This is a genomic window from Acidovorax sp. LjRoot194 (genome assembly GCF_964253015.1).
Classification (GTDB): Bacteria; Pseudomonadota; Gammaproteobacteria; order Burkholderiales; family Burkholderiaceae_C; genus Acidovorax.
The window spans coordinates 4,997,292-5,021,940 of record NZ_CAXUQB020000001.1 but is presented as its reverse complement, the minus strand read 5'-3'; the positions used below and the strand labels follow the sequence as shown (position 1 = coordinate 5,021,940).

General features: G+C 64.3%; 22 protein-coding genes and 1 riboswitch. Of the genes, 16 read left to right on the top strand and 6 right to left on the bottom strand.

Going from position 1 to position 24,649, the window contains the following annotated elements:
- Positions 1–28 precede the first annotated feature (28 nt).
- From ACSQ3N_RS22670 to ACSQ3N_RS22650, 5 genes are all read left to right on the top strand, one after another.
- The gene (locus ACSQ3N_RS22670; RefSeq protein WP_436148001.1) at positions 29–1,036 is read left to right on the top strand and encodes a sugar ABC transporter substrate-binding protein; all 1,008 of its coding nucleotides are present in this window, start codon (positions 29–31) and stop codon (positions 1,034–1,036) included.
- 87 nt (positions 1,037–1,123) lie between these two features.
- Entirely contained in the window at positions 1,124–2,083 is a 960-nt protein-coding gene (locus tag ACSQ3N_RS22665; protein ID WP_436127159.1) for an ABC transporter permease, read from the top strand.
- Positions 2,083–2,889: an ATP-binding cassette domain-containing protein gene (locus ACSQ3N_RS22660; protein ID WP_436147526.1), complete on the top strand. Its 807-nt coding sequence runs from the start codon at positions 2,083–2,085 to the stop codon at positions 2,887–2,889. The genes ACSQ3N_RS22665 and ACSQ3N_RS22660 overlap by 1 nt, the downstream gene beginning before the upstream one ends.
- Positions 2,890–2,913: 24 nt before the next feature.
- Positions 2,914–3,366 carry an RbsD/FucU family protein gene (locus ACSQ3N_RS22655; RefSeq protein WP_436127158.1) on the top strand — a complete coding sequence of 151 codons (453 nt, stop codon included), beginning with the start codon at positions 2,914–2,916 and terminating at the stop codon, positions 3,364–3,366.
- Positions 3,367–3,418: 52 nt separating this feature from the next.
- Positions 3,419–4,654, top strand: a complete 1,236-nt coding sequence (locus ACSQ3N_RS22650) for an ROK family transcriptional regulator (protein WP_436148000.1) — start codon at positions 3,419–3,421, stop codon at positions 4,652–4,654.
- A gap of 219 nt (positions 4,655–4,873) precedes the next feature.
- Here the strand turns inward: ACSQ3N_RS22650 and ACSQ3N_RS22645 are convergent, their stop codons facing one another.
- Positions 4,874–5,662 (bottom strand): HAD-IIB family hydrolase, encoded by a 789-nt coding sequence (locus ACSQ3N_RS22645; RefSeq protein ID WP_436147525.1) that lies wholly within the window; start codon positions 5,660–5,662, stop codon positions 4,874–4,876.
- A gap of 152 nt (positions 5,663–5,814) precedes the next feature.
- On the opposite strand from ACSQ3N_RS22645, the gene ACSQ3N_RS22640 reads away from it, so the two are divergent.
- Positions 5,815–7,845 carry an ArnT family glycosyltransferase gene (locus ACSQ3N_RS22640; RefSeq protein WP_162241048.1) on the top strand — a complete coding sequence of 677 codons (2,031 nt, stop codon included), beginning with the start codon at positions 5,815–5,817 and terminating at the stop codon, positions 7,843–7,845.
- A gap of 131 nt (positions 7,846–7,976) precedes the next feature.
- Here the strand turns inward: ACSQ3N_RS22640 and ACSQ3N_RS22635 are convergent, their stop codons facing one another.
- The 4 genes from ACSQ3N_RS22635 to ACSQ3N_RS22620 are packed head-to-tail and all read right to left on the bottom strand — an operon-like array spanning position 7,977 to position 13,357.
- Positions 7,977–8,945 carry a glycosyltransferase family 2 protein gene (locus tag ACSQ3N_RS22635; RefSeq protein WP_436147524.1) on the bottom strand — a complete coding sequence of 323 codons (969 nt, stop codon included), beginning with the start codon at positions 8,943–8,945 and terminating at the stop codon, positions 7,977–7,979.
- Between the two features lie 8 nt (positions 8,946–8,953).
- Complete coding sequence (locus tag ACSQ3N_RS22630; protein ID WP_436147523.1) at positions 8,954–9,301, bottom strand: hypothetical protein; 348 nt, start codon at positions 9,299–9,301, stop codon at positions 8,954–8,956.
- A complete protein-coding gene (locus ACSQ3N_RS22625) occupies positions 9,294–11,732 on the bottom strand; it encodes an acyltransferase family protein (RefSeq protein WP_436147522.1) in 2,439 nt (812 codons plus the stop codon). Before ACSQ3N_RS22625 ends, ACSQ3N_RS22630 begins: the two co-directional genes overlap by 8 nt.
- On the bottom strand, positions 11,729–13,357 hold the full coding sequence (locus ACSQ3N_RS22620; protein WP_056414312.1) for a peptide chain release factor 3: 1,629 nt from the start codon (positions 13,355–13,357) through the stop codon (positions 11,729–11,731). Before ACSQ3N_RS22620 ends, ACSQ3N_RS22625 begins: the two co-directional genes overlap by 4 nt.
- A gap of 288 nt (positions 13,358–13,645) precedes the next feature.
- Positions 13,646–13,725, top strand: a riboswitch (S-adenosyl-L-homocysteine riboswitch).
- Between the two features lie 70 nt (positions 13,726–13,795).
- Here ACSQ3N_RS22620 and ahcY point away from each other — a divergent pair.
- The 4 genes from ahcY to ACSQ3N_RS22600 all read left to right on the top strand — a co-directional run bounded on the left by ahcY (position 13,796) and on the right by ACSQ3N_RS22600 (position 17,991).
- Entirely contained in the window at positions 13,796–15,232 is a 1,437-nt protein-coding gene (gene ahcY, locus ACSQ3N_RS22615; RefSeq protein ID WP_056414449.1) for an adenosylhomocysteinase, read from the top strand.
- Between the two features lie 277 nt (positions 15,233–15,509).
- On the top strand, positions 15,510–16,514 hold the full coding sequence (locus ACSQ3N_RS22610; RefSeq protein ID WP_436147521.1) for a TlyA family RNA methyltransferase: 1,005 nt from the start codon (positions 15,510–15,512) through the stop codon (positions 16,512–16,514).
- Positions 16,511–17,362: a methylenetetrahydrofolate reductase [NAD(P)H] gene (metF, locus tag ACSQ3N_RS22605; protein ID WP_436147520.1), complete on the top strand. Its 852-nt coding sequence runs from the start codon at positions 16,511–16,513 to the stop codon at positions 17,360–17,362. The genes ACSQ3N_RS22610 and metF overlap by 4 nt, the downstream gene beginning before the upstream one ends.
- Positions 17,362–17,991 (top strand): septal ring lytic transglycosylase RlpA family protein, encoded by a 630-nt coding sequence (locus ACSQ3N_RS22600; RefSeq protein ID WP_436147519.1) that lies wholly within the window; start codon positions 17,362–17,364, stop codon positions 17,989–17,991. The genes metF and ACSQ3N_RS22600 overlap by 1 nt, the downstream gene beginning before the upstream one ends.
- A 155-nt stretch (positions 17,992–18,146) precedes the next feature.
- On the opposite strand, the gene ACSQ3N_RS22595 is transcribed toward ACSQ3N_RS22600, so the two are convergent.
- Positions 18,147–19,034 (bottom strand): 23S rRNA (adenine(2030)-N(6))-methyltransferase RlmJ, encoded by an 888-nt coding sequence (locus ACSQ3N_RS22595; RefSeq protein ID WP_056162823.1) that lies wholly within the window; start codon positions 19,032–19,034, stop codon positions 18,147–18,149.
- A 334-nt stretch (positions 19,035–19,368) separates the two neighbouring features.
- Between ACSQ3N_RS22595 and ACSQ3N_RS22590 the strand changes: the two genes are divergently transcribed.
- The 6 genes from ACSQ3N_RS22590 (at position 19,369) to erpA (ending at position 24,470) form a co-directional block, all read left to right on the top strand.
- Positions 19,369–21,375, top strand: a complete 2,007-nt coding sequence (locus ACSQ3N_RS22590; RefSeq protein WP_436147518.1) for a serine/threonine protein kinase — start codon at positions 19,369–19,371, stop codon at positions 21,373–21,375.
- A 204-nt stretch (positions 21,376–21,579) separates the two neighbouring features.
- Positions 21,580–22,011 carry a 50S ribosomal protein L13 gene (rplM, locus tag ACSQ3N_RS22585; RefSeq protein WP_056162827.1) on the top strand — a complete coding sequence of 144 codons (432 nt, stop codon included), beginning with the start codon at positions 21,580–21,582 and terminating at the stop codon, positions 22,009–22,011.
- Positions 22,012–22,022: 11 nt separating this feature from the next.
- Positions 22,023–22,415, top strand: a complete 393-nt coding sequence (gene rpsI, locus ACSQ3N_RS22580; protein WP_056162830.1) for a 30S ribosomal protein S9 — start codon at positions 22,023–22,025, stop codon at positions 22,413–22,415.
- 291 nt (positions 22,416–22,706) lie between these two features.
- Entirely contained in the window at positions 22,707–23,417 is a 711-nt protein-coding gene (locus tag ACSQ3N_RS22575; RefSeq protein WP_056162833.1) for a DUF6776 family protein, read from the top strand.
- Positions 23,418–23,642: 225 nt separating this feature from the next.
- A complete protein-coding gene (locus ACSQ3N_RS22570) occupies positions 23,643–24,041 on the top strand; it encodes a bactofilin family protein (RefSeq protein ID WP_056162836.1) in 399 nt (132 codons plus the stop codon).
- Between the two features lie 63 nt (positions 24,042–24,104).
- Positions 24,105–24,470: an iron-sulfur cluster insertion protein ErpA gene (gene erpA, locus ACSQ3N_RS22565; RefSeq protein WP_008907234.1), complete on the top strand. Its 366-nt coding sequence runs from the start codon at positions 24,105–24,107 to the stop codon at positions 24,468–24,470.
- Positions 24,471–24,649 lie beyond the last annotated feature (179 nt).

Below are 24,649 nucleotides of genomic sequence, written 5' to 3'. Positions count from 1 at the left end.
AGCCATCCGTTCCAAGGAGACAACCGTGATCCAACGCGCCCCTGCTTTCGTGCTGTCCGCCATTGCCTTGTCTGGCGCCCTGGCCTGTGGCCTGGCCCAGGCTGCCGAGCCCGTGATCGGCCTGATCACCAAGACCGAGACCAACCCCTTCTTCGTGAAGATGAAGGAAGGCGCCACGGCCGAAGCCAAGAAGCTCGGCGCCAAGGTGGTGTCGGCCGCGGGCAAGACCGACGGCGACAACGCCGGCCAGGTCACGGCCATGGAGAACCTGATCGCCGCGGGCGCCACCACCATCCTGATCACCCCGAGCGACGCCAAGGCCATCGTGCCGGCCATCAAGAAGGCCCAGGCCAAGGGCGTGATGGTGATCGCGCTCGACAGCCCCACCGACCCCGTGGACGCCACCGATGCGCTGTTCGCCACCGACAACTACAAGGCCGGCGAGCTGATCGGCCGATACGCCAAGGCGGCGCTGGCCGGCAAGAAACCCGTGATCGCCATGCTGGACCTGCACCCCGGCCACCCCGTGGGTGCGCAGCGCCACAACGGCTTCCTCAAGGGCTTCGGCCTGCAGGCCAACGATGCCAAGAGCAATGAGCTGTCGCGCCCCGCCGAGGTGGTGTGCATGGCCGACAGCTTCGGCGACCGCGCCAAGGGCCAGACCGGCATGGAAAACTGCCTGCAGAAGAACCCCGACATCAACCTCGTCTACACCATCAACGAGCCTGCCGCCGCCGGTGCCTACAACGCCCTGAAGGCCGCGGGCAAGGACAAGGGCACGATCATCGTGTCGGTGGACGGCGGCTGCGCCGGCGTGGCCGACGTGGGCAAGGGTGCCATCGCCGCCACCAGCCAGCAGTACCCGCTGCGCATGGCCGCGCTGGGCGTGGCGGCTGGCGTGGAGCACGCCAAGACCGGCAAGAAGGTCAGTGGCTACACCGACACCGGCGTGACGCTGATCGCCGCCAAGGCCGTGCCGGGCGTGGACAGCAAGGACGTGAAGACCGGCACGGACCTGTGCTGGGGCGCGAAGTAAACGTGCCGTGGACCGGCCGGCAGACAGCTGGCCGCTTTGCGCCGGGCCCGGGCCCGGCGCGCTGACTGACCGAATCCTCCGAATGCCATGAACACCACCGCCTCCAAGCTCCCCCCGCTGGCCACGCTCGGGCCCTTCATCGCGCTGCTGCTGGCCTGCGGCTTCTTCGCGCTGCAAAGCGACCGCTTTTTGTCAGCGCAGAACTTCGCGCTCATCCTGCAGCAGGTGATGGTCGTGGGCGTGATCGCCATCGGGCAGACGCTGGTCATCCTGACCGCGGGCATCGACCTGTCGTGCGGCATGGTCATGGCGCTCGGCGGCATCGTGATGACCAAGGTGGCGTCGGACTATGGCCTGTCGGCCCCCGTGGCGATCGCCTGCGGCATGGCGGTGACCACGCTGTTCGGCATGGTCAACGGCCTCTTGGTCACCAAGGTCAAGCTGCCGCCGTTCATCGTGACGCTGGGCACGCTCAACATCGCTTTCGCTGCCACGCAGCTGTACTCGGGCGCGCAGACCATCACCGACATCCCGGGCGGCATGACGGTGCTGGGCAACACCTTCCAGGTCGGCGGCACGGCCGTGGTGTGGGGCGCGCTGCTGATGCTGGCGCTGTACGTGGCGATGTGGTTCTTCCTGCGCGAGACCGCGCCCGGCCGGCACATCTACGCCGTGGGCAACAACCCCGAGGCCACGCGCCTCACGGGCATCCCGACGGACCGCGTGCTGCTCTTCGTGTACATGCTGGCCGGCGTGTTCTACGGCATCGCCGCGCTGCTGTCGGTGGCGCGCACCGGCGCGGGCGACCCCAATGCCGGGCAGACCGAGAACCTGGATGCCATCAGCGCCGTGGTGCTCGGCGGCACCAGCCTGTTCGGCGGGCGCGGGGTGATCCTGGGCACGCTGGTGGGAGCGCTCATCGTGGGCGTGTTCCGCAACGGGCTCACGCTGATGGGCGTGTCGTCCGTCTACCAGATCCTGGTCACCGGCATCCTCGTGATCCTGGCCGTGGCCACCGACCAACTCTCGCGCAAAGGAGTGCGTTGATGAACACCGCCCACCCCAACGCATCCGCCCCGCTGGTGATGCAGGCCAAGGGCCTGGTCAAGCGCTACGGCCAGGTCGTGGCGCTCGATGGTGCCGACTTCGAGCTGCGCGCCGGCGAGATCATGGCCGTGATCGGCGACAACGGCGCGGGCAAATCCAGCCTGATCAAGGCGCTGTCGGGCGCCACCGTGCCGGACGAAGGCACGGTGCTGCTCGACGGTGCCCCCGTGCAATTCAGGAGCCCCATCGACGCGCGCCGCGCGGGCATCGAGACCGTGTACCAGGACCTGGCCGTGGCCCCGGCCATGACGATCGCCGAGAACCTGTTCCTGGGCCGCGAGCTGCTGCGCCCCGGCATGGCCGGCCGCGTGCTGCGCATGCTGGACAAGAAGCGCATGCTCGAAGAAAGCGTGGCGCGCATGAACGAGCTGAAGGTGGGCATCCGGTCCATGACGCAGGCGGTGGAGACGCTGTCGGGCGGGCAGCGCCAGTGCGTGGCCGTGGCGCGCGCCGCGGCCTTTGCGCGGCACGTGGTCATCATGGACGAGCCCACTGCCGCGCTGGGCGTGAAGGAAGGCAACATGGTGCTGGAGCTGATCCGCCGCGTGCGCGACAAGGGCCTGCCCGTGATCCTCATCAGCCACAACATGCCCCACGTGTTCGAGATCGCCGACCGCATCCACATCGCCCGCCTGGGCAAGCGCGCGGCCGTCGTCAACCCGAAAAAGATCAGCATGAGCGACACCGTGGCCGTGATGACCGGCGCCATGGCGGCGTCGGAGCTGCCCGCTGAATGCCTGGCCTGAACGTTTCCGCTCCGTTGCCTACCCATGCTCAAGAACATCGACCCCCTGCTGACCCCCGACCTGCTCAAGGTGCTGGCCGAGATGGGCCATGACGACGCCATCGTGCTGGCCGACGCCAACTTCACCGCCATGAGCCTTGGGGCTGGCAAGCCCGTGCTGCGCCTGCCCGGCATCGGCATGGCCCGCGCCGTGCAGGCCGTGGCCAGCGTGCTGCCGCTGGCGCAGGACGTGCCGCACCCTGTGGCCTACATGCAGGTGGGCGGCACCGAGGCGCCGTACCGCTCGGCCCTGCAGCGCGACACCCTGCAGGTGCTGGCCCGCGAAGGTGTGGCGAGCGAGCAGGCCGAAGGCGTGGAGCGCTTCGCGTTCTACGACCGCGCCCGGCGCGCGTACGCCATCGTGGTGACCGGCGAGCTGCAGCCCTGGGGAAACTTTCTGCTGCGCAAGGGCGTCATCGGCGACACTTTGCAACCCTGATCCCGCACATTTTCCTGCCACCACCACCGTGATCCCCCTCGACTCCGCAGACCTGCCTGACGCCATTGCAGACGCACCCGAGCCCGCAGCCGCCGGGCCGGTGCGGCTGCGCCAGCGGGGCTCCAACCACGTGGGGCTGCGCCAGTTCAACGAGCGGGTGGTGCTGCAGGCCCTGCGCACGCACGGCAGCCTGGCCAAGGCCGAGATGGCGCGGGTCACCGGGCTCACCGCGCAGACCATCGGCCTCATCACCGCGCGGCTGGACGAAGACCAGCTGCTGCGCCGCGAAGCCCCGGTGCGCGGCCGCGTGGGCCAGCCCTCGGTCCCCATCGGCCTGAACCCGGACGGCGCCTTTGCCATCGGCATCAAGATCGGCCGGCGCAGCGCCGACTGGCTGCTGGTCGACTTCACCGGCCACGTGCGCGAGCGCGTGGTGCTGGACTATGCGTTCCCCGACATCGATGTGCTGCTGCCCGCCATCCGCCGTCACCTGAACCAGCTGCTCGACGGCCTGGGCCCGCTGCGCTCGCGCGTGGTGGGGGTGGGCGTGGCAGCTCCGTTCCAGCTGGGCGGCTGGCACCGCATGCTGGGGCTGACCGAGGCGCAATCGGAAGCGTGGAACAACATCGACCTGGCCGAGCAGGTGCAGCAGATGACCGAGCTGCCCGTGAGCTTTGCCAAGGACACCTCGGCCGCCTGCGTGGCCGAGCTGCTGCAGGGCCGCGGGCGCGACATCCCGAGCTTTCTGTACCTGTTCATGGACACGTTCATCGGTGGTGGCTTGGTCATCAACTCGCACCTGCACCGCGGCCTGCACGGCAACGCAGGCGCCGTGGCCTCGCTGCCCCTGGCGCCCGCCCCGGCGGGCCAGGCCCCCGCGCAGCTCATCAGCCAAGCATCGCTGTGGGAGCTGGAGCAGCGCTTTCGCGCCCACGGCCTGGACCCCATGGCCGCCTACGACAAGCGCGTGCTGCAGGCCCCCTGGCTGGCCCACAGCCGCGCGTGGATCGACAGTGCGGCCACGGCGCTGGCGCACTGCATCGTGTCGGCCACCGCCTTCCTCGACCTGGACGCCGTGGTGCTGGACGGCGCCTGCGCGCCCGAGCTGCTGCAGGCGCTGTGCGAAGGCGCGCGCCGTTCGCTGGCCGACTACAACTGGGAAGGCCTGCACCAGCCGCCACGGCTGGAGCTGGGCAGCATCGGCTCGGATGCGCGCGCGCTGGGCGGTGCGCTGCTGCCGCTGCACGCTTGCTTTGCGCCGGACCACGAGATTTTTTTGAAGGCTTGACGCTCTGCGTTCTGTGCTGCGTGCTCTGCGGTGTGTGGTGTACAGCGTGGGTTTGCTATGAATTAAATAGCTACTTGCGCTTGCCTATCAAGCGGTAGAGGCCATTTTTATTCAGTAAAACCTTGGGTGGACGGTCTGAGGGATTTGGTGGGCTGGAGGTTTTACCCGCCGACATCCCTTGAACGCCCCGCCAGAGGCTTCACCTCCAAGCCCGTTGTTTTACCGGCCCGCCAGAATGGCCCGCGCCACTTCAGCAAACCCCGCGCCCCGTTCACCCTCGGTCACGTACCGCGGCAAGTGCTGCAACTGCGGCACGAACCGCGCAATGTTGGCCACCCCTACGCTGTGCGGGAAGTGCTGGAACATGAGCTGGTCGTTGGTGGAGTCGCCCACGTACACCCAGCGGTCGATCTCGGCATCCAGGTCGCGCCCGAACAGCTCGCGCACGATCCACCGCGCGCCTTCGAGCTTGTTGTGCGTGCCGTACCAGCCGTTGATGTGAATGCTGCTCACGGTGGCGTTCATGCCGGCGGCCTGCATCAGCGCAACGCATTGGTCGATGTGCGCCTGCGGCATCTGCGTGAACTCGCTGTGGTCGATGGCGATGTCGCATTCGCGGCCCGGGGAGTCGGTGGCGCGGCGCGCGCCAGGGACTTCTTGCTCGATCTGGGCCAATACCTGCTGCATACGGGCGAAGTTGGCGTTGCGGGTGGTGGCGTCCTGCTGGTAGAGCTTGTTCAGCGAACCATCGGCTTGCCGGATCAGCGCGACGGCGCCGTTCTCGGCCACGATGGCGTCCACGGGCCAAGACAGTGCGAAAGGTTCGCTCCAGCCGACGGGGCGGCCGGTGATGGGGATGATGGGTAACCCTGCTGACTTCAAACTCTCGAGCGCCCGGACAGCATCCGCCGTGACGGCGCCATCCGTCGTGAGGGTGTCGTCGATATCCGTGAGGAGTCCGACTATTTTCGCAAGGTCGGGCGTACGCTGAAGGTTAATCAATTGCATTGCAGTGGAAGGCTGGTGGGTTAGTATCGGAAGCTCAGCCTTGATTCAGGTTGATGAGTGTAATGAGAAAGAAAAACGCCCGTGTCTTTGACTGAAATTGTATGAAATCCTGGAATGCCTCTACCGCCCCGGCTGCGTCCTGGCGAAGAATAATGACTTGGACTTGGTTGCTGTTGGTAAGCGCCGTTGCGGTCCGCGGCCTGTACAAGGTCTATGTCAGATCAGTTGGAATGGTGAATGGCGACGCAGAATGGATTTATCTGCCAGGCGGAAGAAAACTTCTGGGAGATCCATTGGAATTTATAGCTACAGATATATTGAGCTATAGCGTGGCACCGCTAGGCTATGTGTGGAGTGCTGTCTGGGGTGTGAATGAGTTGGCTATCAAGCTCGCGAATTGCGGGCTTTTCATCATTTGCATATTCCTGGTGTGGCGTATCGCGCTACGGTTGGGCGGTGCCGTAGCTGCCGTTTCGGCCACTGCCATATGGGTGACAACCCATACGCTGCTCCATGCAATACCTCAGGTATTGACAGAGGCCATGTACATGTTCGGGTTTTTGCTGTTCGTCTTTGGGCTGGTGGAGGCAATTGTGTCAGGCAATCCGAGGATCCGCTGGTTTGCGGCAACCTCGCTGGGTTTGACCATCACCCTGCTATCGCGACCAGTGCTGCAATATGTCGTGCTGGGAGTACTCGCTTTGATGGCTGCAGCATACGCCGCTTGGCGGATCGGCGCCCTTAAAGACACTGCACCTCATGTCAAGGTGATATTTCGCCGTGCAACGTATGCCTTGTTGTTGGCGTTGGTGCTTCCCCTGCTGGTGATTGCCAAAAATGGCATCTATTTCGGCAGTTGGAGCATTGGCACAGGCGCGGGAGCGGGGCTGTATTATGGCGTACACCCCTTGCACATGGGGGAGGAACCGTACTACACCAATTTTCAGTACGATGTCGGGCACACTGCCTCAACCATCAACCCCGCCACGCGGGGAAATCTTGAAATTGAGGCTGATCGCTGGCAAAAACAAATCGCGGTCCACATGATTACGCAGACCAGTTTTCTGGATAATTTGCGGTTTTTTGCCAGCAAGGCGCGCGCATGGCTTCTGTACAGTCCAGTCGAAAATCACTTTGATCCCGAATGGCGCGAAAAACGGCAGTTGCAAGTGATTTTGCTTTGCGCAGGCATTGGGTTGCTGTGCCAGACGGCGCTGTTCCGAGGGCGTCGGGCGGTTGTGGAAATTTTTGAACAGCTGATACCAGCTCCCCATGCAAGGAGTGGATCCTGTCCCGTAGCGTGGACCCCATCGGACCAAGCCAAGGGGATGATTTTTTGTTGCGTCGCCTTGGTATTATTGACGGGTGGAATGATTGCCCAGTTTCTTCCGATACTCTATAACGCGCGTTACAACGGTGCGTTTCTGGATCCATTATTCGTCATTCTTGGGTCCGTAGCATTGGCCATGCTGACCCGGCACGTTCGCCTATTGTTCGCAGGTAATGAAGCAGGACAAGGCAACCTGCGCAACCTGCGCAAGTGGCCCAGGGCGGCCGGACAGATCGCCTTCCTCGTGCTGCTTCTTTTTGTCCACAGGGCTGCTGGCGACTGGGCGTTGCGCCATGAACGGCTCTCCCTCGACCCCCACCGGCTGGGCCCCGCTGCCGTCGTATTGAACGGTGACGCATTTGGCCCGGCACGGGTGTCCGGCATGGAGGCCAGGGGTGACAACCGATGGGTCACACGCGACTATCTGTCCGAATTGGCTATACAGGTGAACATTCCTCGGGGCTTGAGCCTGTCGAGAGAGAGCGTGTATGAGGCCATCTGGCGCGTCAGGCTGCAAATGCGGGGGGACATCCCGAGCGCCTGCCGCGATGTGGCGGTCAGCTATTCTCAGCCGGACAGTCCGACATCCACTTTGCCTCCTCGGGTTTTTCTTTCACGCGATGGCGAAATGCACAGCTATGCCTTGAGCGCAGGGCAGAGCATGCGCCCGCGAGAGAGCGGAGAATTGATATTCAAATTCACCTGCCCTGCGGGAATAGAGATCCATTGGGGTGGCGCAGAACTGCTGCGTTCGACGTTGGCTGAGGCAAGCCGAGAACTTGTCCTCCATGGAAGCGCATTCAGCCCCTATCAGCCTCACGAGCCTCGATTGCCCGACAAGAAGCAACCGTAGCACGCGTGAGCGGTTGGTTGCCGGAACCGGCCGCTTTCCCGACACCACGGGTTCATGGGGGAAAGGGGCACGGCATTGAGCCCCTCATCGACGAGGCCGCCAACTTGCCAGCATTGGGTGCCTGCCGACGGTCAGGATTCAAGAATTTCTTCGTCGAGATTCTGGCTGAGCGGCTCCGTGGGCAAATTGCCAACGTCGTAATGCATGAATGCCACCAAAAACTGGATTCCTGCCAGAAGGGGCAGTGCGGCCAGCATCACGGTTCCGCTGGTCGCGGGTTGATGATTCTGGCTGCTCATGATCCAGTGTGATATTCCGAAAATCGACCCGAAGACAAACGAGAGGATGCCGGTGAGGCTGTATAAGGTACCTACATTGAAGTCGCGAACGATGTAGTTGTACACATAGCGCCTCCATAGCCGCGACAGGTGTTTGCGCAGGAATTCTGGGAGTATCTTGCCGATTTTCAGGTTGGATTCCTCGTCTGCATAGACAGAATCCATGGGGATATCCTTGACCACAGCACGTATGGTGTTGAGCCTGAACAGCATGTCGGTCTCGAAAAAATAGCGTTGCTCGAGTTTTTCGAGTGGCAGTTCTTTCAGGACTTGGGTCCGGATTGCCGTATAGCCGTTGGTCGGATCCATGACGTTCCAGTAGCCGCAGCTTAACTTTGTCAGGAAAGACAGCGCACCATTACCGAACAGGCGCATCGGAGGCATGCCCTGCACCGACTCAGGCCGGTAAAAGCGATTTCCTTTGGTGTAGTCAGCCCGTTTTTGCAGAAGAGGGCGGACGAACTTGGGAAGGAGTGTCGGATTCATTTGGCCATCGCCATCGATCTTGACGACGATGTCCATGCCATCCGCTATGGCCGCTTGGTAGGCCGTCACAATCGCACCACCCACACCACGATTTTCCGGGTTGTACAGCACTCGGACCCGCGGATCCCGATTGTTCTGTTCGATGAATCGGCCGCTGCCTTCGGGACACGCATCGTCCACGGCATAGATGACTTCGACCTCCGGACCGATGGCCTCGATGACCCCGAGGACATGCTGCAATACCTTGTAGCAGGGAATGGCGACAGCAATGCGCATTTTTTTTCTCAACTGGTGGATGCCAACGCCACGCCCAGCATGATCAGCGCTCCGCCTGCCAGCGTGCGCCAATGCAGCGGCTCGCCGAGGAACATCCAGGCCAGCGTGGGGACTATAAGGAAGGCCAAACCCATGAACGGGTAGGCGAGGTGCAGGGGCACGTTGCGCAGGATCCATACCCAGCCCAGCGTCGTGATGCCATAAAGAATCAGTGACGCGATAAGCCAGCCATTGAAAACGAACGCCTGCCATGTCAGCGGCGCTGCAAACGCGCCAGCCGCTTTCTTGAACAGGATTTGCCCCACGCTGATGGACAGCACACAAAGCAGGGTGAGCGCGATGGTGAATTTAGGCATTCTCTCTATCCGGTGACCCACAAATGACGGGAAGCAGAACCAACGGCGCGGTGAAGAATGCCAGGAGATACCGGTACTCGCCCGCGATCGAAAAGATGAATATGGCGATCAGTTGCACGGCGTAGGTGCCTGAAATCAGGGCCGCAATCTTGTCGCGTCGCGCCAGCGAGCGGCGAAGGGCAAACATCAGCAACACCAGCCCACCCCAGGGGGCCCACAGGAGTGCCCTGTGCTGGATAGAAAAGTCGTACCAGGCGTGAAGATACTTGCGCGGCGAGAACTTCAGGGGCTGCACACTCGATACTGATTGGGTCAGCGGCAGTATTTGCGCGGTAGCTGGCGGGCCGGGTATGCCGCCGTTTGCCATCGCCGAGTACAGGAAGATGTTGACACGGCTGGCCATGAAGGCAGGGAAGTTGTGCCACAGGTTGTACTTGAAGAACTCCTTGATGATGGTTCTTTTGGATTTGTTCGAAAGCGACAGAAGCGCTGGGCCCGCAGGAAAGAAGATCAACGGGTCCCAGTAATAGTGGTCGTGGAACTCGCGGATCTTGTCCAGCGATTGGCCGGTGGAGGTGAGTGCCTCGACAGTTTTGGCGGTGACCCGCGGTTGGTTGTGTTCCCACAATCCCATCGGTCTGTCTTCCAGGAATCCCACCGTTTCATACAGTGCGAGCGGGAATACCGAACCAATAGGGTTTTCGTACTTATAGGCGAGCTGGCTACCAAAACCGACGACAAGCCAAGGAACGATGACCAATCCCATTCGAACCCTGTGGGGCGTGGACAGTACCCATGCCATCGCCACTAGGGGGATCAGGTTCAGCACCCCGTTGGGCCGTCCAAAGATTGCAAACGGTACGGTAACGAAGAGAATCAGCAGCGACGGCAAATCTACGCTGCGGTGGCGGATGCTCCGCCAGACTTCGAACAGCATGCCGCTCAGTGCAATCGCGTAGATGCCGTCTGAGTAGAAGCTGCTGGAGTAATACACCACACTGGGCGCCAGAGCGACGAACACGAGGCAGTAGGCAAAACTCTTCCACATGCGCCGCGTCAGCATCCAAGCCAGAATACGGGCGCACACTGCTGCACAAATCAGCATCTGTAACGCGATAGGTACTTCCACACGTCCCGTTGCTCCGTAGGTGAGCAGTGCATAGAGATACCAGAATGCCGGCTTGTTGGCTTGGTGCACGCGATCGGTGTCGACCTCCAGCATGATGGCGAGGCTGTCTTGCCCCAGAATTCCGGGCCAGGAGGCAACGAGCCATGCGGCATACACGACACCAATGAACCCCAGGACGATGGCGAAGTACTGCAGCTCGGACAGCGCCAGAAAGCGGGTTTTGACGGCGCGCATGGCAGGCGCGCCAAACCACGCCTGCGAGGACGACGGCTTGAATCTCAAAGCCTGCTTTTCCACCAGATGCCAGCTGGCGTACGCCAGCGCCACGGTAATGGTGAGCGATATGAACAGAGTCCCTGCGAATCCCAGCTGCGGCCAGCCATACTGAATGACGGTTTGCTGGATGGGAAATGCGAACAGATAAATGCCATAGGAAGGATCTCCCCACCGGCCAGCGCGCCGGATGTACGCTGTGGTTTGCGTTCCGGCGTAGATGATGAAAAACGGCAGCCCCAGTAGCAACGCGCTATGCCGCCAGCCCGCCATCCACACTGCAGCAGTTGCAAGAGCGATGGCTCCGCCCCACAGCACTGGCCGACGGTGCCAGTACGGCTCAAGGGTGTAAAGTGCGGCGCCGGCCAAGAAGAACGCGCTCAGCTCGCGGCCATGGTGAACCGTGCCTGTCACGTCAGGATTGCTGCGGACGAGAAACCAGCCGATCAGAACCGCAATGCTCAAAAGCAGTACGGGCCGGTACTTGAGCAGACCGATCAAACCCGCCAGGCCCAACACGATGTAGCAGCGTACTTCGATGGGAATGGTCCACAGCGACCCATTCACGCCGAGGCGGTAGGGGTTGTTCTCAAACACCCCGGGCAGCACGAAGTGGATCTTCATCCCCAGCGCCTGTAGGTAGTTGGCCGTTGCACGGTGTGTCAGGTACTCCTTCAACGGAAGTTGCGTGACCCAGGCGCCCAACACGTAGGCGGTCAATACAACGCCGACGGTAAGGGCAGGCCAGATGCGCAAAAACCGCCGAAGCCCGAACCGCCAGAGGTTTGGATCTCTCTGCCAACTCGCATTCACCAGATAACCGCTGAGCACGAAGAAGATCGTGACGGCCAGTCCGCCCAGGCTGTGGATGCCAAAGAAAGACGGCTCCATCTGGCCCGTGAGTGCGAAGTGGTGGCTGTACAGCACCATCGTCGCGGCCACGATGCGGATCGCGTCGAAGTTGTTGCCCGGGTGGGTGGCTGGGGATGGCGCCCCTGTGGGGGCCTGCACGGAGTTCGGGGCGCTCATGCGCTGGCCTGCAAAGCCAACCCCGCATGCTCCCGCAGCGGATGAAAATGAATCTTCGGAAACCGCTCCTGCGCCAAGCGCACGTCATACGGAGACGTGCACAGGTACGCCAGCGTGTCCGCCGCATCGTGCGCTAGGCGCAGCGGGTAGGCGTCGGTGAAGGCGCGCAGGTCGGCTGCGTTGTCGGCCGTGATCCAGCGCGCGCCGGTGTACTGGCAGCCTTCCAGCCGCACGTCGGCGTCATATTCGGCCTTCAGGCGGTGCTGCACCACTTCGAACTGCAGCTGGCCCACGGCGCCCAGCAGCATGTTGCCGCCGGCGTCGGGCTTGAAGACCTGGATGGCGCCTTCTTCGCCCAGCTGGGCCAGGCCCTGCTGGAGCTGCTTGGTGCGCAGTGGGTTCTTGAGCACCACGGTCATGAACATTTCCGGTGCGAAGAACGGCAGGCCGGTGAACTGCAGGTTGGCGCCATCGGTGATGGTGTCGCCCAGCTGTACTCCGCCGTGGGTGGTAAAGCCGATGATGTCGCCGGCATAGGCCTCTTCGACGGCCTCGCGGCGCTGCGACATGAAGGTCACGACCGATGTCGGGCGCAGTTCCTTGGCGCTGCGCTGCACCTTGAGCTTCATGCCGGGCGTGTACTTGCCGGAGGCCACGCGCACGAAGGCGATGCGGTCGCGGTGGTTGGCGTCCATGTTGGCCTGCACCTTGAAGACCACGCCGGCAAAGCCCTCGTCCTCGGGCTGGATGGTCTTGACCACGGGCTGCTTGTTCACCTGCAGCGTGCTCACGCGCGGGCCGGGAGGAGGGGCCATGTCGACCAGGGCGTCCAGCACCTCCATCACCCCGAAGTTGTTCACCCCGGAGCCGAAGAACACGGGGGTCAGCTTGCCGGCCAGGAAGGCCTCGTGGTCCCACGCGGGCGATGCGCCCACGGCCAGTTCCATGCTTTCGAGCGCGGCATCGAACTCGGCGCCGAAGCGTGCGCGCAGCGTGGTCTCATCGGACAGGGGGATGGCCTCGAAGTCCTGCGGGCGGCGCTCGCTGCCGGACTCGAACACCGTCATGGTCTTGGTGCGCAGGTTGATGATGCCGCCGAAGGCCTTGCCCTGGCCCACGGGCCAGGTCATGGGGCAGCAGGGCATGCCCAGTTCGCGCTCCACTTCGTCCATGATGTCCAGCGGGTCGCGCACTTCGCGGTCCATCTTGTTCACGAACGTGATGATGGGCGTGTCGCGCTGGCGGCAGACCTCGATCAGGCGGCGCGTCTGCGCTTCCACGCCGTTGGCCGCGTCGATCACCATCAGGGCCGAGTCCACGGCCGTGAGCACGCGGTAGGTGTCTTCCGAGAAGTCCTTGTGGCCGGGTGTGTCGAGCAGGTTGATCACGTGCTCGCGGTACAGCATCTGCATGACCGACGAGGCCACCGAGATGCCGCGCTGCTTTTCGATCTCCATCCAGTCCGACGTGGCGTGCCGGCTGGCCTTGCGGCCCTTGACGGCGCCGGCGATCTGGATCGCGCCCGAGAACAGCAGCAGCTTTTCGGTCAGCGTGGTCTTGCCCGCATCGGGGTGGGAAATGATGGCAAAGGTACGGCGGCGCCGGGTTTCGGGGGCGTAGGACACAGGGGGTTCCAGAAGGGGGAGTCGAGGCTCGCTGCGGCAGGGCTCTGCGGCTGGCGGCGCGGCAGGCGCATGCGCCCGAATCGCGGGATTTTAACGGTGTCCGCTGCGGCGCTTGCGGCGGTGCGGCCGCAGGGTCTGCAACGCTGGCGCCCGCTAGGCGCAGGGCTGCCTGATTCTGCGGTCTGCAGGGCGTGTGCGGGGCATGTGCGGGGCGCAATGCTGCCAGGTTTGCGCCGGGGTGGGCCGCGCTGCTCTGGCCGCGCTACCGCACTTGCTTTTATAATCCGCCGATCCGAGGAGCGTTGCAGCGTCCCCAGCACAGGCGGGGCGTGAGGCTCGGAGTCATCCAGCAACGACGCTCAACCACTTCTCGCGTGGTGAGCCTTCGGCAATCCCCCGACCAGTGGTTTTTTCAAACATGCTTTGGAGCAAACCATCATGAACGCACGCGTCAACGCACCCGTCAACACCGACTGTGTCATCACCGACATCGGCCTGGCCCCCTGGGGCCGCAAGGAAATCGCCATTGCTGAGACCGAGATGCCCGGCCTCATGGCGATCCGCGAGGAATTCGCTGCCGCCCAGCCCCTGAAGGGCGCCCGCATCACCGGCTCCCTGCACATGACCATCCAGACGGCCGTGCTGATCGAGACCCTGAAGTCGCTGGGCGCCGATGTGCGCTGGGCTTCCTGCAACATCTTCTCCACGCAGGACCACGCTGCCGCCGCCATCGCTGCGGGCGGCACGCCGGTGTTCGCCGTCAAGGGCGAGTCGCTGGAAGACTACTGGGACTACACCCACCGCATCTTCGACTTCGGTGCCAAGGGCACGCCGGGCGAAGGCCCCAACATGATCCTGGACGACGGCGGCGACGCCACGCTGCTGATGCACCTGGGCCAGCGCGCCGAGAAGGATGCATCTTTGGTGGCCGGCAACGGCGCCAGCGAAGAAGAGCGCATCCTGTTCGCCTCCATCCGCAAGAAGCTGTCCGAAGACGCGACCTGGTACAGCCGCAAGTCGGCCGAGATCATCGGCGTGACCGAAGAGACCACCACCGGCGTGCACCGCCTGAACGAGATGTCCGCCAAGGGCACGCTGCTGTTCCGCGCGATCAACGTGAACGACTCGGTCACCAAGAGCAAGTTCGACAACCTGTACGGCTGCCGCGAATCCCTGGTGGACGGCATCAAGCGCGCCACCGACGTGATGATCGCCGGCAAGGTCGCCGTGGTGGCCGGCTACGGCGACGTGGGCAAGGGCTGCGCCCAGGCGCTGGCTGCGCTGCGCGCCCAGGTGTGGGTGACCGAGATCGACCCCATCAACGCCCTGCAGGCCGCGATGGAAGGCTTCAAGGTCGTGACCATGGAATACGCTGCCGACAAGGCCGACATCTTCGTGACCACGACCGGCAACAAGGACGTGATCCGCCACGAGCACATGGTCGCGATGAAGAACGAGGCCATCGTCTGCAACATCGGCCACTTCGACAACGAGATCGACGTCGCGTCGATCGAGAAGTACCAGTGGGAAGAAATCAAGCCCCAGGTCGACCACGTGATCTTCCCGGACGGCAAGCGCATCACTCTGCTGGCCAAGGGCCGCCTGGTGAACCTGGGCTGCGCCACGGGCCACCCGAGCTTCGTGATGAGCAGCTCGTTCGCCAACCAGACGATCGCCCAGATCGAGCTGTTCACCAAGCAAGGCGACTACGAAGCCGGCAAGGTGTACGTGCTGCCCAAGATCCTGGACGAAAAGGTCGCCCGCCTGCACCTGAAGAAGGTCGGCGCGCAGCTGACCGAGCTGACCGACACGCAGGCTGCCTACATCGGCGTGGCCAAGCAAGGCCCTTACAAGCCTGATACGTACCGGTATTGATCCCGGTAGGGCGCTGCGCGTGGGCTCGGCCTGAGCTGGGCGCTGGGGCTGACCGGCTAGGCTGCCGAGCGGCGGGTTGAGGCTCTGCAGCTTTGTTGCATGCCTGCCGCAAGGACCCATCTGCCATCAGATGGGTCGCCCCCTGCACTTGGCGTAGCAGCTTGCTGCATCAGTGGCGCGTGCTGGGTGTACTTGGGTTTGCTATACAAAATATAGCTGGTAGCGCTTGCTGAGCAAGCGGTAGCGGCTATTTTTATTCATAAGAAGGACGGGCGCGATGCGCGCAGATGTGTATTTGGTAGAGCGCGGGCATGCCGCGACCCGGTCCCAGGCCCAGCGGCTCATTGCCGCGGGTGTGCAGTGGCGCCTGTCGCCGGGCATGCCCTGGCAGAAGGTGGGCAAGAACGGCGACGACATTCCCGAGATCGCCCTGGTCGAGCTGCTGGATGGCGCCGAGGCCAAGTACCTCTCGCGCGGCGGCCTGAAGCTGGAAGGGGCTCTCAAGGCCACCGGCTTGTCGGTGGACGGATTGCGCTGCCTGGACGTGGGCCAGAGCACCGGGGGCTTTACCGACTGCCTGCTGCAGCACGGCGCGGCCCAGGTGATCGGCGTCGATGTGGGCCACGGCCAGTTGCACGAGCGGCTGCGCAACGATCCGCGTGTGGTCGGTGTGGAGGGGCTGAACGCTCGCGCCATGACGGCCCAATCGCTGCAGGACGCGAGCGAAGAAGCGCTGTCCGAGCATGTGGAAACCGACGTCGATGACAACGACACCCAGCCCGTGGCGCCCTATGCGTGGATGCGCAACGGTGGCGAGGTGGACGAGGAATACGACGACACCGATGACGCCCGCGAGCAGGATGTCGAGGCCTTCAAGGCCGAGCGCGCCGCCAAGGCCCGCGCGCGCGCCGAGGGCATCGTGCCCACCAAGCGCCAGCGCAAGGCGGGGCTCGAGCAGGTGGACATCACGCCCGAGTTCGACGTCATCACCGGCGATCTGTCGTTCATTTCGCTCACGCTGGTGTTGCCGGCGCTGGTGCCGCTGCTGAAGGCGGGCGGCTCGCTGCTGATGCTGGTCAAACCTCAGTTCGAGCTGCAGCCGGGCCAGGTGGGCAAGGGCGGCATCGTGCGCGACGAGGCGCTGTACGCGGTGGTCGAAAAGCGCATCCGCGACTGCTGCGCCGACGTGGGGTTGGTGGTGAGCGACTGGCTCCCCAGCGCGATCGACGGCGGCGACGGCAATCGAGAATTTTTTGTTTCTGCGAGGAGAGCTGCTGCATGAATGCTGCCAGCGCACAAGGCACCGGCTTTCCGGTGAGCTTCGAGTTCTTTCCCCCCAAGACGCCCGAAGGCGCCGACAAGCTGCGGGCCGCGCGCCAGCAGCTGTACGCGCTGCACCCGGACTTTTGCTCCGTGACCTACGGCGCGGGCGGCTCCACTCAGGAGGGCACCTTCGGCACGGTGCGCGAGATCCTGGCCGAGGGCGTGAGCGCCGCGTCGCACTTCTCATGCATTGGCGCCACGCGCCAGTCGGTGCGCGAAGAGCTCACCCAGCTCAAGGCCATGGGTGTGAAGCGCCTGGTGGCCCTGCGGGGCGATCTGCCCAGCGGCTACGGTGCCGGCGGCGAGTTCCAGTACGCCAGCGACCTGGTGGCCTTCATCCGGGCGGAGACGGGGCGCGACTTTCACATCGAGGTGGCGGCCTACCCGGAGGTGCACCCACAGGCGCGGTCGCCGGAGGCAGACCTCAAGGCGTATGTCGCCAAGGTCCAGTCAGGGGCGGACTCTGCCATCACCCAGTACTTCTACAACAGCGACGCGTACTTCCGGTTCGTGGAAGAGGCCAAGCGCCTGGGCGCCGAGGTGCCTGTGGTGCCGGGCATCATGCCGATTGGCAGCTCGACGCAGCTGATGCGTTTTTCGGATGCCTGCGGCGCCGAGATTCCACGCTGGATCCGTCTGCGCCTGCAGTCGTTTGGTGACGACACGGCGAGCATCAAGGCCTTTGGCCTGGATGTGGTAACCGACCTGTGCGACCGGCTGCGCAGTGCGGGCGTGCCGGCGCTGCATTTTTACACCATGAACCAGAGCGCTGCGACCCTGGAGATTTGCCGCAGGCTGGGGATCTGATGCGGCAGGGGCACCGCGCCGCGCTGCTGCAGGGCCCGTGGTCCGCGGTCACCGGGCTGTGGCGCCAGCGATGGCCGCGCGCGTTGTTGGCCGTGCCGGTGCTGGGTGGCACGGTCGCTCTGGCGGCGCTGTGCGGCCCCGCGCCGGTGTGGGCGCAGGGGTTTTCGGCAGAAGCCGATGCTCTGGCGCCCAACCTGCTGAGCGTGCCGGGTGAGGCCATGCTGATCGACCCGGTTCGCCCCGAGCGTCCCCCGGCCGATGCGCCGCTGATCGTGCCCCTGATCGTCCCGGGCACGCAGTTGGACCTCTCTGCCGATGAAGTGGGGCTTGCATCCTGGTACGGGGCCAAATTCCACAAGCGGCGCACGGCCAGTGGAGAGCTGTTCGACATGAAAGCCCTGACCGCTGCCCATCCCACGCTGCCCTTTGGCTCCCTGGTGTGCGTGCGCAGCCAGGCTACGGGGCGCTCGGTGGTGGTCCGCATCAATGACCGCGGCCCCCACACCCGCAAGCGCGTTATCGACCTTAGCCGCGGAGCTGCCGAGGTGCTGGGCATGGTGGGGCTGGGGTTGAAGCCGGTGGAGCTGTTCGCGCTGGACGACGGCGCGCGCGACTGCCCGACGCCTTAAAGGCGAAGGGCGAGAGTCGGGGGCCACTTCCCGCCGGTGCACACGGCACCCTGGCCCCCTCCAGCGCCATCGTGGGTCCGGCTTTGCCAAGTCACTGCAGGCGTGTTTCCCTTGGGGGGGAGGCGCCGTAGGCGACTCCAGGGCGCCTTGCTGGCCTAGCCTCCGGATTCGAGCGTGTGGGTTGCGTGCTTGTCCTGCGCCAGCAGTTCCACCATTTGGGGCAGCGCGGTTTTCAGCGCGGCTTTCAAGGTGAAGGGCGGGTTGATCAGGAACATGCCGCTGGCCGGCAGGCCGGGGCGTTTGGTGTCGCCCGCGGCATCGCTGGTGATCTTGCTGGACTTGACGGTGAGCGTGGCGTGCAGCCAGCTCTTGCCCGCCTTGGTGGCCATGGTTTTCAGGCGGCGCGGCAGGTCGTGCGCCTCGGGGCGCGGGATGATGGGGTACCAGACGGCATAGGTGCCGGTGGCAAAACGCTTGAGCGAGTCTGCCGCCATGTCGAGCACCTTGGCGTAGTCGGTCTTGATTTCGTAGCTGGGATCGCACAGCACCAAGGCGCGGCGGGCCGGTGGGGGCAAAAACTTCTTGATGCCTTCAAACCCGTCTTCATGCAGCACGGCCACCTGGCGGCCCGCTTCGAGCTGGGCCACGTTGCCCGCCAGCGAGCGCAGGTCGGTCGGGTGCAGCTCGAACAGCTTGAGCTTGTCGTGGTCGCGCAACAGGCGCTGGGTGATGAACGGCGAGCCCGGATAGACCCTGAGCGCGTTGCCCTGATTGAAGCCGCGGATCAGGTCCACGTAGGCCTGCAGTGCGGGAGTGAGGGCGGGGGCCTCGGGCGCGAACAGGCGGACCACGCCGTCGGCCGCTTCGCCGCTGGTGTTGGCATAGTCGCCATCGAGCCGGTACAGCCCGGCGCCGGCATGGGTGTCCAGCACGGTCAGGGCCGCATCTTTTTCGATAAGGTATTGCAGGGCGGCGATCAGGACCGTGTGCTTGAGCACATCGGCATGATTGCCTGCATGGAAGGCGTGGCGATAACTGAACATGTCCAATGGTAACGGGTGCGGGTCGCGGTGGCGCATCCCGCCGGCAGGCCCGCCCCGCCATGGCTGCCAGGAGCTTCAGGTCGCCGGGACGGCTGTGCACAGGGCGTTTCCGTGGCGATGTCATGATCCGATGCCGTTTCGTCATGGTGTCCGGTGGTGCGGAGAGGCCGGGCGCGGCACAATCGGGTTGTTTGCCCAAGCGTGATGTTTTTTGCAGACAGAAAGCCTTTTGTTTCAGCAACCGTAACCGCATGCTTCATCATTCCGCCTGCAGCCGCCTTGACCTCAGGGCGTTGCCGATGCAAGCACGCATGCACGCCACGCACTCTTCAACATGAACGCAGTCTCCAGCCCCGCCTCTGCCCCTGCCAGCGGTATCAGCCACACGGATGCGCTGCCGCCCGGTACCCGGCTGGCCGAGTTCGAGATCCTGGGGCTGCTGGGCGTGGGCGGGTTTGGCATGGTCTACAAGGCCTTCGACCACTCGCTGCACCGGGCTGTGGCCATCAAGGAATATATGCCGTCCGCGCTGGCGGGGCGCTCCGAAGGGCAGTCGCTGTGGGTGCGTTCGTCGTCCGACCAGCAGACCTTCCGCGCCGGACTGGCGTCGTTCGTGGGGGAGGCGCGGCTGCTGGCGCAGTTCGACCACCCCTCGCTGGTCAAGGTCTTCCGCTTCTGGGAAGCCAACAACACCGCCTACATGGTCATGCCGCTGTATACCGGCATGACCTTCAAGCAGGCCCGCGCCCAGATGCGCACGCCCCCGTCCGAGGCCTGGCTGCGCAAGCTGCTGTGGTCGATATTGGGCGCCCTGCGCGTGCTGCACGAGGGCAAGACGCTGCACCGCGACATCTCGCCGGACAACATCTTCCTGCAGGACAACGGCCCGCCGGTGCTGCTGGACCTGGGGGCCGCCCGCCACGCCATCAACGACCAGGACCGCAAGCACACGGCCGTGCTCAAGGTGAACTACGCGCCCATCGAGCAGTATTCCGACGGCGACGAGGAGCTGCGCCAGGGTCCGTGGAGCGATTTGTATTCGCTGGCCGCCGTGATGCACGGCTGCCTGTGCAACGACACGCCCCTGCCGGCCACGCTGCGTTCCATCCGCGACCGCATGGTGTCGTTCTCCCGCGTGGCCCGGACGGTCAAGCGCCAGTTCGGGGTGGAGTATTCGGCGCCCTTTGTCGCTGCCATCGCCAAGTCGCTGGCGCTGCGCCCCGCAGACCGGCCGCAGAGCATCGACGAGTTCCTGCAGATCATGGAGATGACCACGGCTCCGGAGGGCAGTGAGCATTTCGATTTCAGAGCCGACCTGGGCGACATCTGGGTGGAGCCTGCCGACCGGCCCGGCCCCGGTCAGGTCACGCCCACGGTGGATGTGACGTCTGCGTCGGACGCCGTCAGTGAACTGCAGGCCCAGGCCGCGCGCGTTGCGCTGCCGGACGGCGCCCTGCACGCCGCGGGCCCCGCCCATGGCCACGCTGCGGGCGATGCCGGGGGCCTTGGCACGGACACGACGGTCGACCTGGGCGGCGACACGGTGATGATGGGGCCGGACACGGTGGCGGCCGACGCCGGGGACACCGTGTTCATCGACGCGGGCGACTCGGTGGTGGACGATTCGCGCTACGACGACCCCCAGACCTACCGCAGCATGGGCGAGCAGGGCCACGGCAAGGCCGCGGCGGAGACCCGTGCCAAGCATGCCGACCGCGATGCAGGGTCGCGCGCTGCGGCCAAGCCTGGCAAGAGCGGCAAGCGCGTGCCCATCGTGGCCTGGATTGCGGTGGCCGTCTTTGCGGTGGTGGCTGCCGCTGGTGGCTTGCGCTGGGCCCAGAGCGACAAGGCGCCCAAGGATGACATCATCACCGAGATGGCCGAACCGGCAGCCCCGGCCCCCGCGGTGGTGGACGCCGCCCTGACCGACGCTGCTGCAGGGGCCCCTGCCGCCGAATCCGCTGCGTCGGACGCCACGGCCAGTGCGGCCGCTGCGACGGCCGCAGCGCCGGTGCCTGCCGTTGCCGCTGCCTCGGCGCCTGCGACCAAACCCGCACGCACCGCCAAACGGCCTGTGGCCGAGCCGGCCCCCGCTCCCGTCGTGGTGCACGAAGAGCCCGCGCCACCCCCTGCGCCCGTGGTGGCCGAGCCCCGGCCCCGCCCCACGCCGCCCCGGGTGCAGTCGCCGCAGGAAAGCTGTGCGGATGCCAATTTCCTGTCGCGGCCGATGTGCATCCACCAGGAATGCCAGAAAGCCTCGCACTCCGCGCACCCCATTTGCGTAGAGAGCCGGCGCCGCTACGAGGCCGAAGAGCAACGGCGCCGCCAGACCCCCAACTGAGGGCATGGGGCCGGTGGCCGGCCCCGTTTGCCGCGTGTGCACGCACGCCGCTTGCGTGCACGCGGGGTAAATTCGTATAATCGAGGGCTTCGCAGCGCTTTTGTGGTCCCGCGGCGAGGATTTCATGCCACCTAAGAGGCTTCCTTCAGAGAAGCACCGACCGTGGAAAAGGACCCGCCAAACCCTCTTCATAGAGAGAATCTCATGACTACTACTTTCAGCGCCAAGCCCGCTGAGGTCGTGCACGAGTGGTTTGTGATTGACGCGACCAATAAGGTCCTCGGACGAGTAGCCAGCGAAGTTGCTCTCCGTTTGCGCGGCAAACACAAGGCCATTTACACGCCTCACGTCGACACCGGTGACTTCATCGTCATCATCAACGCCGCCCAGATCAAGGTGACCGGCACCAAGTCCCTGGACAAGGTGTACTACCGCCACTCGGGTTACCCCGGCGGTATCACGGCCACGAACTTCCGTGACATGCAAGCCAAGCACCCTGGCCGTGCGCTGGAAAAGGCTGTCAAGGGCATGCTGCCCAAGGGTCCCCTTGGCTACGCAATGATCAAGAAACTCAAGGTGTATGGTGGTGCAGAGCATCCCCACACCGCCCAGCAGCCCAAAGTGCTGGAAATCTAAGGAGCCTTGAGATGATTGGTGAATGGAACAATGGCACCGGCCGTCGCAAGTCCAGCGTCGCCCGCGTGTTTCTGAAAAAAGGCACTGGCAAGATCACGGTGAACGGCAAGGACATCCAGTCCTATTTCGGCCGCGAAACCTCGATCATGATCGCCAAGCAACCGCTCGCACTGACCAACCATGTCGAAACCTTCGACATCCAGATCAATGTGCACGGTGGTGGTGAATCCGGCCAGGCCGGCGCTGCCCGCCACGGCATCACCCGCGCCCTGATCGACTACGACGCGACGCTCAAGCCCGCACTGAGCCAAGCCGGCTTCGTGACGCGCGATGCCCGCGAAGTGGAACGTAAGAAGGTCGGTCTGCGCTCTGCACGCCGCGCCAAGCAGTTCTCCAAGCGTTAAGCTTTTGGTTCTGCCCGGAGGCCGCCTCGCGTGGCCTTCGCTCTGCAAGGGGGTTCTTCGGAGCCTCTTTACAGAACAGAAAAACCGCCTCAGGGCGGTTTTTTCGTTTAAGGTGCGCCTTTTTCCTTGCGAACCATTCTCATGTTGCAACCCCTGAATGAAGAAGCGGTAGTGCGTAGCCTGCTCACCCGCCCGGTGCCCGCCGGTGAAGCTGTGGCAAGGATGGGCCGGACGGCCTTGGCACAAACGAGCGCCGCCCAGGGTCAGCGGCTGTTGCAGGAGCTCTGAGCCATGCGCCTTCGTTTGCTGCGCCGCCGGTTGACCATCAGCGCCCCCCGGGTCGCCATCCGCAGTGCGCTGCCCTGGCCGTTTCGCTGGCTGGCCCTGGCGGTGGTGCTGGGTTTGTGCGCCGCGGTTGCGCTGTGGGCGTTCGAGTTCGGCAAATCCATTGCAGGCCTCGACAGCATCTCCCGCGACGAGCTGAACAAGCTGCGCGCCGAACTAACCAGCCTGCGCGATGCGGGGCAGGAGCAGCAGACCGTGGCCCACACCGCCGACAGCCTGCTGATCGCCGAGCGTGCCGCCAAGGAGAACCTGATGGCGCAGGTGCGGCAGCTCGAGGCCGACAACCGCACGCTGCGCGAAGACCTGGGTTTCTTTGAAAAGCTGATCCCCGCGGCCAAGACCGAAGGCCTGGCCATCCGCAGCCTGCAGGCCGAGGTGCTGGGGGGCATGCAGTTGCGCTGGCAGGTGCTGGTCATCCAGGCCACGCGCAATGCGCCCGAATTCAACGGCCGGCTGGAACTGGTGCTGTCCGGCACGCAGGACGGCAAACCCTGGACGCAGACCCAGCCAGCACAGGGCCAGCCGGTGCAGGTCAAGCAGTACCGGCGCATCGAAGGGGTGCTCGATCTGCCCCCCAACGCCGTGGTAAAAACCGTGACCGCGCGCGTGCTGGAAGGCAGCACGGTCCGGGCGGTGCAGGCCATGACCATCGAGTGATGCGGGGCAGGGCAGGGGTGCTGCCTGGGCGGCAAACCCTGTCAGCGGGCGCACGGCGCCTGTGGCCGTGACCCCGCGCTTCGGCTTGAGCGCATTCGGGGCACCATTCAGCATCTTGTGCCATGGTTTTCGTGCCGCGAGGAAGCCTGAGCAAGGTATCGTCGGCCCCTATTTTTGCTGCGCGCCGGGCCGATTGGGCGGCGCGCTTCTCCAGGAGTTTTGCCCATGTTTTCCCGTAAAAAGCAGCCCCCCATCAAAAGCCTGATCGCGCAGGGCACCAAGATCGAGGGGAACGTTCACTTCGTGGAAGGCATGCGCATCGACGGCGAGGTGGTGGGCGACATCCGTGCAGCGCCCGAACAGCCCAGCATCCTGGTGATTTCCGAGACCGCCCGCGTCGAGGGCGCAGTGCACGCCACCCATGTGATCGTCAATGGCCAGGTGGAGGGGCCGGTGCATGCCACCGAACTGCTGGAACTCCAGCCCAAGGCAAAGATCACAGGCAATGTGCACTACAAGGCGCTGGAGATGCACCAGGGGGCCGTGATCGCCGGGCAGATGTGCCCGGTGGCTGTGCTGGTGGAGGAAAAGCCCCCACTGAAGTTAGCGTCAAACGGGCAGTGATGTGAATTCCCGAGCGGTCTGCAGTACTATTACCCGCAAAATTGAAAACCGGAAGGACACCCCATGAGCGCAGTTGCCGAGAATATCCAGACCGAAATGCCAGCCCCCATCCTGTTCACGGACAGCGCGGCGGCCAAGGTGGCGGACCTGATCGCCGAAGAAGGCAACCCTGACCTGAAGCTGCGCGTGTTCGTGCAGGGTGGCGGTTGCTCCGGCTTCCAGTATGGCTTCACCTTCGACGAGATCACCAACGAAGACGACACCACCATGACCAAGAATGGCGTGTCGCTGCTGATCGACGCCATGAGCTACCAGTACCTGGTGGGCGCCGAGATCGACTACAAGGAAGACCTGCAGGGTGCCCAGTTCGTGATCAAGAACCCGAACGCCACCACCACCTGCGGCTGCGGCTCCAGCTTCTCTGCCTGATCGATGCACGGGCATGCCAGCAGGGCACTGCGATAGCTGCCCTGCCGACGACACAAGCCGCCTCCGGGCGGCTTTTTCGTTGGCGCCCTCCTGAATTTGCAGCGACTTTCAGCGCCGCGCCTGCCACCGATCTTGTGAGCCGTCCATGCAGCAGCCATCCTTGACCCCGCCACAGTCCA

What these genes read in the sequence shown, in the direction of transcription:
- ACSQ3N_RS22645 (WP_436147525.1), bottom strand. Translation starts at nt 5,662, where the DNA reads ATGCAATTGATTAACCTTCAGCGTACGCCCGACCTTGCGAAAATAGTC.
- rpsI (WP_056162830.1), top strand. Translation starts at nt 22,023, where the DNA reads ATGATTGGTGAATGGAACAATGGCACCGGCCGTCGCAAGTCCAGCGTC.
- ACSQ3N_RS22635 (WP_436147524.1), bottom strand. Translation starts at nt 8,945, where the DNA reads ATGCGCATTGCTGTCGCCATTCCCTGCTACAAGGTATTGCAGCATGTC.
- ACSQ3N_RS22595 (WP_056162823.1), bottom strand. Translation starts at nt 19,034, where the DNA reads ATGTTCAGTTATCGCCACGCCTTCCATGCAGGCAATCATGCCGATGTG.
- ACSQ3N_RS22665 (WP_436127159.1), top strand. Translation starts at nt 1,124, where the DNA reads ATGAACACCACCGCCTCCAAGCTCCCCCCGCTGGCCACGCTCGGGCCC.
- metF (WP_436147520.1), top strand. Translation starts at nt 16,511, where the DNA reads ATGAATGCTGCCAGCGCACAAGGCACCGGCTTTCCGGTGAGCTTCGAG.
- ACSQ3N_RS22660 (WP_436147526.1), top strand. Translation starts at nt 2,083, where the DNA reads ATGAACACCGCCCACCCCAACGCATCCGCCCCGCTGGTGATGCAGGCC.
- ahcY (WP_056414449.1), top strand. Translation starts at nt 13,796, where the DNA reads ATGAACGCACGCGTCAACGCACCCGTCAACACCGACTGTGTCATCACC.
- ACSQ3N_RS22640 (WP_162241048.1), top strand. Translation starts at nt 5,815, where the DNA reads ATGACTTGGACTTGGTTGCTGTTGGTAAGCGCCGTTGCGGTCCGCGGC.
- ACSQ3N_RS22655 (WP_436127158.1), top strand. Translation starts at nt 2,914, where the DNA reads ATGCTCAAGAACATCGACCCCCTGCTGACCCCCGACCTGCTCAAGGTG.
- ACSQ3N_RS22610 (WP_436147521.1), top strand. Translation starts at nt 15,510, where the DNA reads ATGCGCGCAGATGTGTATTTGGTAGAGCGCGGGCATGCCGCGACCCGG.
- ACSQ3N_RS22575 (WP_056162833.1), top strand. Translation starts at nt 22,707, where the DNA reads ATGCGCCTTCGTTTGCTGCGCCGCCGGTTGACCATCAGCGCCCCCCGG.
- ACSQ3N_RS22600 (WP_436147519.1), top strand. Translation starts at nt 17,362, where the DNA reads ATGCGGCAGGGGCACCGCGCCGCGCTGCTGCAGGGCCCGTGGTCCGCG.
- ACSQ3N_RS22625 (WP_436147522.1), bottom strand. Translation starts at nt 11,732, where the DNA reads ATGAGCGCCCCGAACTCCGTGCAGGCCCCCACAGGGGCGCCATCCCCA.
- ACSQ3N_RS22630 (WP_436147523.1), bottom strand. Translation starts at nt 9,301, where the DNA reads ATGCCTAAATTCACCATCGCGCTCACCCTGCTTTGTGTGCTGTCCATC.
- ACSQ3N_RS22590 (WP_436147518.1), top strand. Translation starts at nt 19,369, where the DNA reads ATGAACGCAGTCTCCAGCCCCGCCTCTGCCCCTGCCAGCGGTATCAGC.
- ACSQ3N_RS22570 (WP_056162836.1), top strand. Translation starts at nt 23,643, where the DNA reads ATGTTTTCCCGTAAAAAGCAGCCCCCCATCAAAAGCCTGATCGCGCAG.
- rplM (WP_056162827.1), top strand. Translation starts at nt 21,580, where the DNA reads ATGACTACTACTTTCAGCGCCAAGCCCGCTGAGGTCGTGCACGAGTGG.
- erpA (WP_008907234.1), top strand. Translation starts at nt 24,105, where the DNA reads ATGAGCGCAGTTGCCGAGAATATCCAGACCGAAATGCCAGCCCCCATC.